The organism is Flavisolibacter ginsengiterrae DSM 18136 (genome assembly GCF_059568575.1).
The window spans coordinates 1-6676 of sequence record NZ_JCANTR010000045.1; the positions used below are offsets into that span (position 1 = coordinate 1).

General features: G+C 39.1%; 9 protein-coding genes. 1 reads left to right on the plus strand and 8 read right to left on the minus strand.

The window, feature by feature from the left end:
• Positions 1-311, plus strand: a 311-nt coding sequence (locus BP74_RS21410) for a transposase (protein ID WP_139256540.1), incomplete at its 5' end; no start/stop codon positions are given.
• 168 nt (positions 312-479) lie between these two features.
• Here BP74_RS21410 and BP74_RS21415 read toward each other — a convergent pair.
• The 8 genes from BP74_RS21415 to BP74_RS21450 all read right to left on the minus strand — a co-directional run bounded on the left by BP74_RS21415 (position 480) and on the right by BP74_RS21450 (position 6190).
• Positions 480-1145 (minus strand): hypothetical protein, encoded by a 666-nt coding sequence (locus tag BP74_RS21415; protein WP_496377576.1) that lies wholly within the window; start codon positions 1143-1145, stop codon positions 480-482.
• Between the two features lie 80 nt (positions 1146-1225).
• Positions 1226-1657: a GNAT family N-acetyltransferase gene (locus tag BP74_RS21420; protein ID WP_496377578.1), complete on the minus strand. Its 432-nt coding sequence runs from the start codon at positions 1655-1657 to the stop codon at positions 1226-1228.
• 565 nt (positions 1658-2222) lie between these two features.
• A complete protein-coding gene (locus BP74_RS21425; RefSeq protein WP_496377580.1) occupies positions 2223-2552 on the minus strand; it encodes a hypothetical protein in 330 nt (109 codons plus the stop codon).
• A gap of 245 nt (positions 2553-2797) precedes the next feature.
• The gene (locus BP74_RS21430; protein WP_496377582.1) at positions 2798-2929 is read right to left on the minus strand and encodes a hypothetical protein; all 132 of its coding nucleotides are present in this window, start codon (positions 2927-2929) and stop codon (positions 2798-2800) included.
• Positions 2926-3852, minus strand: coding sequence for a DUF2971 domain-containing protein (locus BP74_RS21435; RefSeq protein ID WP_496377584.1), 927 nt, complete (start codon positions 3850-3852; stop codon positions 2926-2928). Before BP74_RS21435 ends, BP74_RS21430 begins: the two co-directional genes overlap by 4 nt.
• A gap of 183 nt (positions 3853-4035) precedes the next feature.
• Positions 4036-4674 (minus strand): hypothetical protein, encoded by a 639-nt coding sequence (locus tag BP74_RS21440; RefSeq protein WP_496377586.1) that lies wholly within the window; start codon positions 4672-4674, stop codon positions 4036-4038.
• A 145-nt stretch (positions 4675-4819) separates the two neighbouring features.
• The gene (locus BP74_RS21445; protein ID WP_496377588.1) at positions 4820-5707 is read right to left on the minus strand and encodes a hypothetical protein; all 888 of its coding nucleotides are present in this window, start codon (positions 5705-5707) and stop codon (positions 4820-4822) included.
• 57 nt (positions 5708-5764) lie between these two features.
• The gene (locus BP74_RS21450) at positions 5765-6190 is read right to left on the minus strand and encodes a GNAT family N-acetyltransferase (RefSeq protein ID WP_496377590.1); all 426 of its coding nucleotides are present in this window, start codon (positions 6188-6190) and stop codon (positions 5765-5767) included.
• Positions 6191-6676: the final 486 nt, after the last annotated feature.

Genomic DNA, 6676 nt, shown 5'->3' on the forward strand with positions numbered 1-6676 from the left:
TTGCATGTTACTGTGGCACAGCTCCCTTTCCTTACGAGTCAGGGACAAGTCTTAAACTGAAAACTAAAGTCGATCAGCATGCTGACAAGCACATGAAAACTTTGCTTGATCTTTCTGCAAAAACCGCTATTCAACATGATAAAGAACTAAGAGATTATTATTTAAAACGATTAGAAAAGGGGAAATCAAAAATGAGTACCATTAACATCGTTCGAAATAAGATCTTATATAGAATGTTCGCTGTGATTAAACGTCAAACACCATTTGTTGAGAGCTACTTAGAAACTTTTTTGGCAGTTTGTAAACCTTAGAATACAGGGCGACACGGAGGGACACGGGGATTTTGCCACGAAGGCGCGAAGGCGGAAAGGAGCACAAAGAGAGATTGAACCACAGGGGAACTGCGGCACCGAGATACACGGAGAGAATGGCCACAAAGGCACGAAGGCACAAAGGAGCGCAAAGAGAGTTTTAAGACTTTAATTTCCACATTTAAAATCTTCCTGGAGCTTGTTCATGGTTTTCCATATGGGATGGGTATTGGGCTGAGGGGAAACCTGGAAGATGAGTGCAGTGTGAGAAAGACAATTTTTTCGGTGGACCATGCAATTCAGAGTAATAGGCTTGAAGGTTTTATCGAGGTAATCGGTCATGGTGATGGTTCCCTGGTAAGTTTCGATATCAGAATTGGCTGTTGCGATTTTATTTATCCTGGCATCGACAGGTAAGACCTTGGAAAAAGGGATACCTCTTTTCTCAATATTTCTACCCACTAATCCGGTATAGTATTCTTTTAAATTTTGTTGCAGGATATTTTCATCAATCTTCACATCTCCATTAAGCCACCAGAGGAAACTGTAGGTCCAGTGTTCTTCATTTTCTACTGGTTCCCACCCCGGAGAGAAACGCAGATCCTCTATACCGGTGTAAGGAATCTTTGGTGCAAATTCTATAGGAAAAGACATTGTTTCTGATGTCCAGCCTTTGGGAATGAGAAATTGATAAGTTGAACTGTCGTTATCCGGTGTTTTGTTTTCTGTGTTGGACTTACTTTCTTTTGTTGATTGGGTATTATTATTACAAGCAATTATTGCTACAAGAAGTAGTATTGGGAATAGGCAGTTGGTAATGGTTTTGGCTGGCATGATATGAAATTACTGGATAGTGCCTGAATTTCATGCTAAATATGCAATACATATTGCGTGTTCCTTCAATGAATACATACCTAGCGTCCATTCATTTTTTTGACGAAATATTTGGGGGATTCGATGAAGCCTTGGCGGAGGTAGAACTGGTGGGCATCGGTGCGGGATTCATGACAGTGTAATTCGATACGGTCGCAGTATCGTTCATAAGCGAGGGCTTCGCAATAGTGCTCCATTTCCTTGCCTATGCCCGTGCCGCGATAGGCGGAATCGACACAGAAATAATTGATGCGCAGGAATTTTCCTTTGACTGCGAGCTGGGTGAAAAATTCAAGCGCCATGAAGGCTACTACCCTTCCTTCTAATTCGTATACCAGTAATTCGGCGTTGTGATTGGCCAGAATTATTTTCATTTTGTCTTTGAGGAAGTCTTTGGTGCCCGGGTAGCCTAATTGATCGAGAAGATCGCGGATGGATTTGGAGTCGTTGAGATGGGCTTTCCTGATGTGCATAATGGAATACAGTTAAAATGATGCCAGTGGTTTTTAGTTTCAATGTGGTTTTAGGGTTTGGAGGAGGTTTTTTGGATGATGGAGGATTATGGATGAGGTGATATGCCTTCGGCAAGTTTTATATGTTCCTTTTGGCATTGCCCCAAAAGGAACCAAAAGGTCTAGGCAAACGCGAAGCTCCGCCGCTTTGCCGGGCCAGCGCACAACGATCTTTACTACTGCTTACAATATTCACTATGATCACTTTCTTCCCTTGATAATACAAGGTTTACAACATTTTGTAAAATTCCTCTATTCGATCACGTGATATGAGCAGAGGCTGAAGACGCTGAATTGCGGAGGGTACGGTAACGACAGGCGGCGCAGGAATCGAATATCCGCAATGAGGCGCTGCAGACAGTCTGAAGTTCGGAGAGTTTTTGTGTTTTGCTTACCTGGATGATGTTGTTAGAGTTTTTATTCTGGGCAGGCATATTTTAGGTTGAGTATGTTTGTTATGTAAATAATGAGTTGGTGAGGGCATTATTTAGTTCGAGGTTTCCCTGGATTTTCATAGGGGAAAAATCTAATGAATTTTTGTGATGTTGACATTGACGACGGAGGTAGTGGACAGGAGGTCGTCATTGATTTTGGAGATCCGGGATTCGGATATGCTGGTAAGGGTGAACCCGATTTTTATTAGATCGGTGAAGGAGCCATGTGGGGTTGTTTCGATATTGGATGAAATGCGTTCAGAGGAACAGGTCTTCATGACTTTGTTTACCGCTCCTTCCCTATCATGCGCCAGTACGGTTACCTGGTATTCGCCTAGAGAGGATTCTGAAGGCGTTCTGCCAGTGATGCAGGAGTACAAGGCAAATATTGATAGCAGCAAACAATATATGGGGACCCGCATAAGCATTAGTTTGGTTGGGATTTAAACTGGCTAAATCACCCAAATAAAAAACCGGGGTGATATTACCTACCAGAATAGACGCAGATGGGGGCTATAAGTACTATTTTGGATGGAAAATAGTTTTGACTATTGGATGTAAGTGATGAAAGGAATTAGGAAACGGAAGGGTTACACATGAAAGAGAATACAATTAGTGCCTGCATGCTTAATCAAAATGAGCTAGCACATGCGAAAATAAACTGTTCCTACACTACCTTCCTGGTAAAGCAGGTAGTAGATCTTTGAAAGTCATTGAGGAGGGCAAAGCGGTTATGTGCCGCCTGTGTGGGATAGTTGAATGTTTCACGTCCAGTCCCGTAGGGCTTTATCGCTCTCATTTTTTTTCGTTGTCAATTCTGTCAACGAATTCATGCACTTCTTTTAAGTTCCTTGGTTTAAAAGAATTATGTTGCCATCTCATTTCAATAATTTCAACATTAAGTTTGTAAGCATATTGAAGCAAATCATTTTTTTGTCTATCGTTTGCAAAACTTGAAACAAAAATAGCTACCACACAATCCGAAATATCAAGCATCATAGTTCTGTCAAAAACTAATTCATCACGAATTGTCTCAAAGCTGCATTTGTCTTTATCAAAGAAAGTCGCAATTCTATATTCATTTTCGCCATCATAATCAATGTGCTTACAAAAAAAGGATTCTATTAGCTGTTCCTCAAGTTGTTTCCTGTACTTTTCTATTCCAACATTTACCAAATGATTTCCTTGAATATCACCTATCTTTTTTGATAATAGTTCTTGAAAGGTTAGATATTCTACGTCACGTTCAAATATTTCAAACTTTTGGCGGTTCTGTGATAGTATTTTTTCTTTTGAAAATGCAATACAAACGCCAGAATATTTATCAGCATATTGGTCCCACATTCTCAACTTTGTAAAACCGAATAGCTCTTCGTGACCTTCAAAATTTGATATGTAATTTTCACTTGCAAAATCTTCACCCTTTTTATTTTGGCAAAAGCATATTTGATTAAATTTCTTTTCCATATCATCGACAAAAGCATGCAAATCATTTACATTTAAGTAATGCTGATCACCTCTAGGTTTGTCTACCTCGGAGTCATAATAAACTGTATCTCTTTTTGCTTTTCTACTTTCCATTGGGTCAATTGACTTTCGAGCTCCATTAAATCGCAACTGGTTCTTAAAAAGAATGTAGTCAATTGCTGTTGAAGCTTTAGTATAATGATAGATAATATCATCATTGTAAATGCTTTTAAAAAAATTAATACCAATATTCATATTATAATTTCTTTTAGCGATAGGAATTAAGAACTGCCGTAGCCTTACGCCTAACGTTGTTTGTGTTTATTTAGTCCTGGCATTTGAAATACTTCAGCTTGAAAACAGTAGTTGTTTAATAGAGGTTACATGTTCAAATTGTATGCTTCAGCCAGCATTGAATAAACACATTGTGATACGCAGCTACTTTTCAATTACACATGAGCGCAAATGATCTTGTTCCCAATAATACACGTCGTCACCGCCTTCGTAATGTTCTTTGAACTTGCCAATGCCCACAGCATTACATTTGAAGTTTACGATTTTGGGATCTGATGGCTCTAAGTCAGGATCTGCAATATTGTAACGTCCAGGCTTGTATAACGTAAGGACAAATTCAATTTTTTCTCCCGGGTGGCCCAATTCTGTTAATTCCACGGTTTTAAAACCATTATCAACCCAAAGAAAAGCAACTGCAACTAAACTATTCTTTCCTTTGTCAACGATTAATGCGACGTCCTTTTTCCCATTGCAATCAAAGTCTCCACTTACATAATTCACTAAAGAACTATCCGTTTTATATTTTTTGAATAACTGCGGATACCACATGTGCTCATTGGGCACCGACCAGGCAGGATGCGTTTTTTCAATATAGGACAGCAGTTCTTTGCTTACATACTTTTCATAGATTTCATCCAGGCTATACATTTTTTCAGCAACGGAGGTCGTGGGAGCGTTCATCGAATCAACCAGGTCCCTTTTGAATGTCGGCGATTCCTCTGTCTTTTCAAGCTGCTGACAAGAAGTCAAACCGATAAGTAGAATTGCAATTAGTTTAGTCATTTGAAATAGGTAAATGGTAAACGGCTTTGCGAAGGTTGGATATTTATATTCGCCTGCTTAACCTATGAACAAAAGCTGAATAATGATTTACAGTTTAAATTTAGTTCGTCAGCTCAACTTATGCAAAACTGCTGTTAGGCGCTATTTAGTCAAGCATAATAAGCTTTTCAAAAATGGTTTGTGTAGGGACTTGGCTCTCGACCGTCATCTTAATAAATGCCTCTTTTAAAATATTATAGGTCTGAATAAATTCTTCTGCATCTTCAGTCGGGTTGCCATGGGCTGCTTTTGAACGAGCTGTATATAGTTTTCTAACACTTTTGAATAACAATAATCTTTCTTCACCTTTTGGCTTCAGGTAAGCGGCGATATTCAATGATATTCTATAGCTAAGTTCTTGTTTGTCGTCTGGCGAAAATAGCTGCTCTAATGCACCCCACAGGGTCATCAGTGCCATAGAAAATCTTGTCTCTATTATGGCTCTATCTAAAGCAAGTAATGCAGTTTGAAATTTTTCACTTTTTTCAAATAAACTACCTACGGTCGCCAAATTGTCTTTAATCCATTCAAACTCTTTTTTATTAAAGGAGTAAGATTTTACTATACCTGCGAATAAATTATTTTGTCGTATCTCTATTGGGTGAAAGTTTGCTTCTTCTTTCGATGTAGCAATTTCCTTGAACTTGATATTTGAAATGACCGGTACTTTTACGAACGGCAAGACTTTTATTCTTATTAAGGCTGCGATAATCCAAATTGTATTCAACCTGTCAATGTTTTTGAATATCGTCGTTTCTTTCGGAAGTGTAAGCTCTAACCAAATATCGAAAGCAATTCCACCGCCTACGGCTTTCCATGGTGCAGGGTGAGCCTTACCTTTTTCAGCTTCTTTAAATGCAGCCATATATGGACCAAAGACATGTGCGTACGTTTCTGATAAAACAATCCCGTGTCCCAACTCAAATTCCTCAATCGGAAGCTTCAATCCTGAAAGTCCTGCATATATATCTTGATCATTCGGGTTCCAGTTCATAAATATCGCCTAACTAGTTAAAATACGCATCTTCTTGCATTCCAATATAAACAATTCCTACATTACCTTCCTGGTGAAGCAGGAAGTAGATCTTTCAAAACCATTGTAAAGGGCTAAACGATGATGGGCAGCCTGGGAGGGATTGCAATGCCATTCGATGTGGTCACAATGGGATTCAATGGCAAGGGAGCGGGAAAACTCGAGCATTTCCTCTCCTATCCCCAGGCCCTGGTAATTGGTATGTACAGCCAGGTCTGTGATTCGTAGAATAGATGATCTGCCTGTGAGCAAGGTGGTGAAGGCTATTGTCATGTAGGCTACAATAGTGCCGGTTAGGTCGTACAGGTATAGATCTGTGTTAGTATTGGTTATTATGTTTTCGAGGTTTGATTTTAGGGATTCTGGATTGAGTTGGTTACCTAACTGGTGGAGTAATTTGCTGATGGATGAATGATCATTGAGAACTGCTTTTCTGATGTTCATGGTTGCTGGGTTGAGAATGGTTAAGGGCGGGGACGGGAAATGGTTTTTATAATTGAAATACACAGGGATAGACGTTTTTGAAGGGGGATGGTGCTATTGGGGTGGTTGAGGATTGCCTTCGGCAAGGTTTTATATGTTCCTTTTGGCATTGCCCCAAAAGGAACCCTTTGTTTTAATTCTATCAGTTTTACTCAACATTATTACTACTATTATTTGGGGGTGCAGGGGGTGTTAAAAACAGCTCTCTGTGTTAATAACTTTATTAGAAAAGTGGGCAGGGTGAACTATAAAAGGACCAAGTTTTCCAGAACTATTTTTTGTATTAGTCCCTGCCCCACTTCTCTATACTCCGAGGTCCAACTAGAATTATCTCTTTGAACTATCAAAGGTTTTTTTGACTAGGAGTATTTTTTATAACTATTAAAAAATAAAGTTAATGAAGAAATGGGAATTTATTTTAGGAGTTGATGTATCTAAACTGACACT

Bases quoted from the DNA above. Each gene is read 5' to 3' on its own strand.
- BP74_RS21430 (WP_496377582.1), bottom strand. From the start codon at position 2,929: ATGAGAGCGATAAAGCCCTACGGGACTGGACGTGAAACATTCAACTAT.
- BP74_RS21425 (WP_496377580.1), bottom strand. From the start codon at position 2,552: ATGCGGGTCCCCATATATTGTTTGCTGCTATCAATATTTGCCTTGTAC.
- BP74_RS21445 (WP_496377588.1), bottom strand. From the start codon at position 5,707: ATGAACTGGAACCCGAATGATCAAGATATATATGCAGGACTTTCAGGA.
- BP74_RS21420 (WP_496377578.1), bottom strand. From the start codon at position 1,657: ATGCACATCAGGAAAGCCCATCTCAACGACTCCAAATCCATCCGCGAT.
- BP74_RS21450 (WP_496377590.1), bottom strand. From the start codon at position 6,190: ATGAACATCAGAAAAGCAGTTCTCAATGATCATTCATCCATCAGCAAA.
- BP74_RS21435 (WP_496377584.1), bottom strand. From the start codon at position 3,852: ATGAATATTGGTATTAATTTTTTTAAAAGCATTTACAATGATGATATT.
- BP74_RS21440 (WP_496377586.1), bottom strand. From the start codon at position 4,674: ATGACTAAACTAATTGCAATTCTACTTATCGGTTTGACTTCTTGTCAG.
- BP74_RS21415 (WP_496377576.1), bottom strand. From the start codon at position 1,145: ATGCCAGCCAAAACCATTACCAACTGCCTATTCCCAATACTACTTCTT.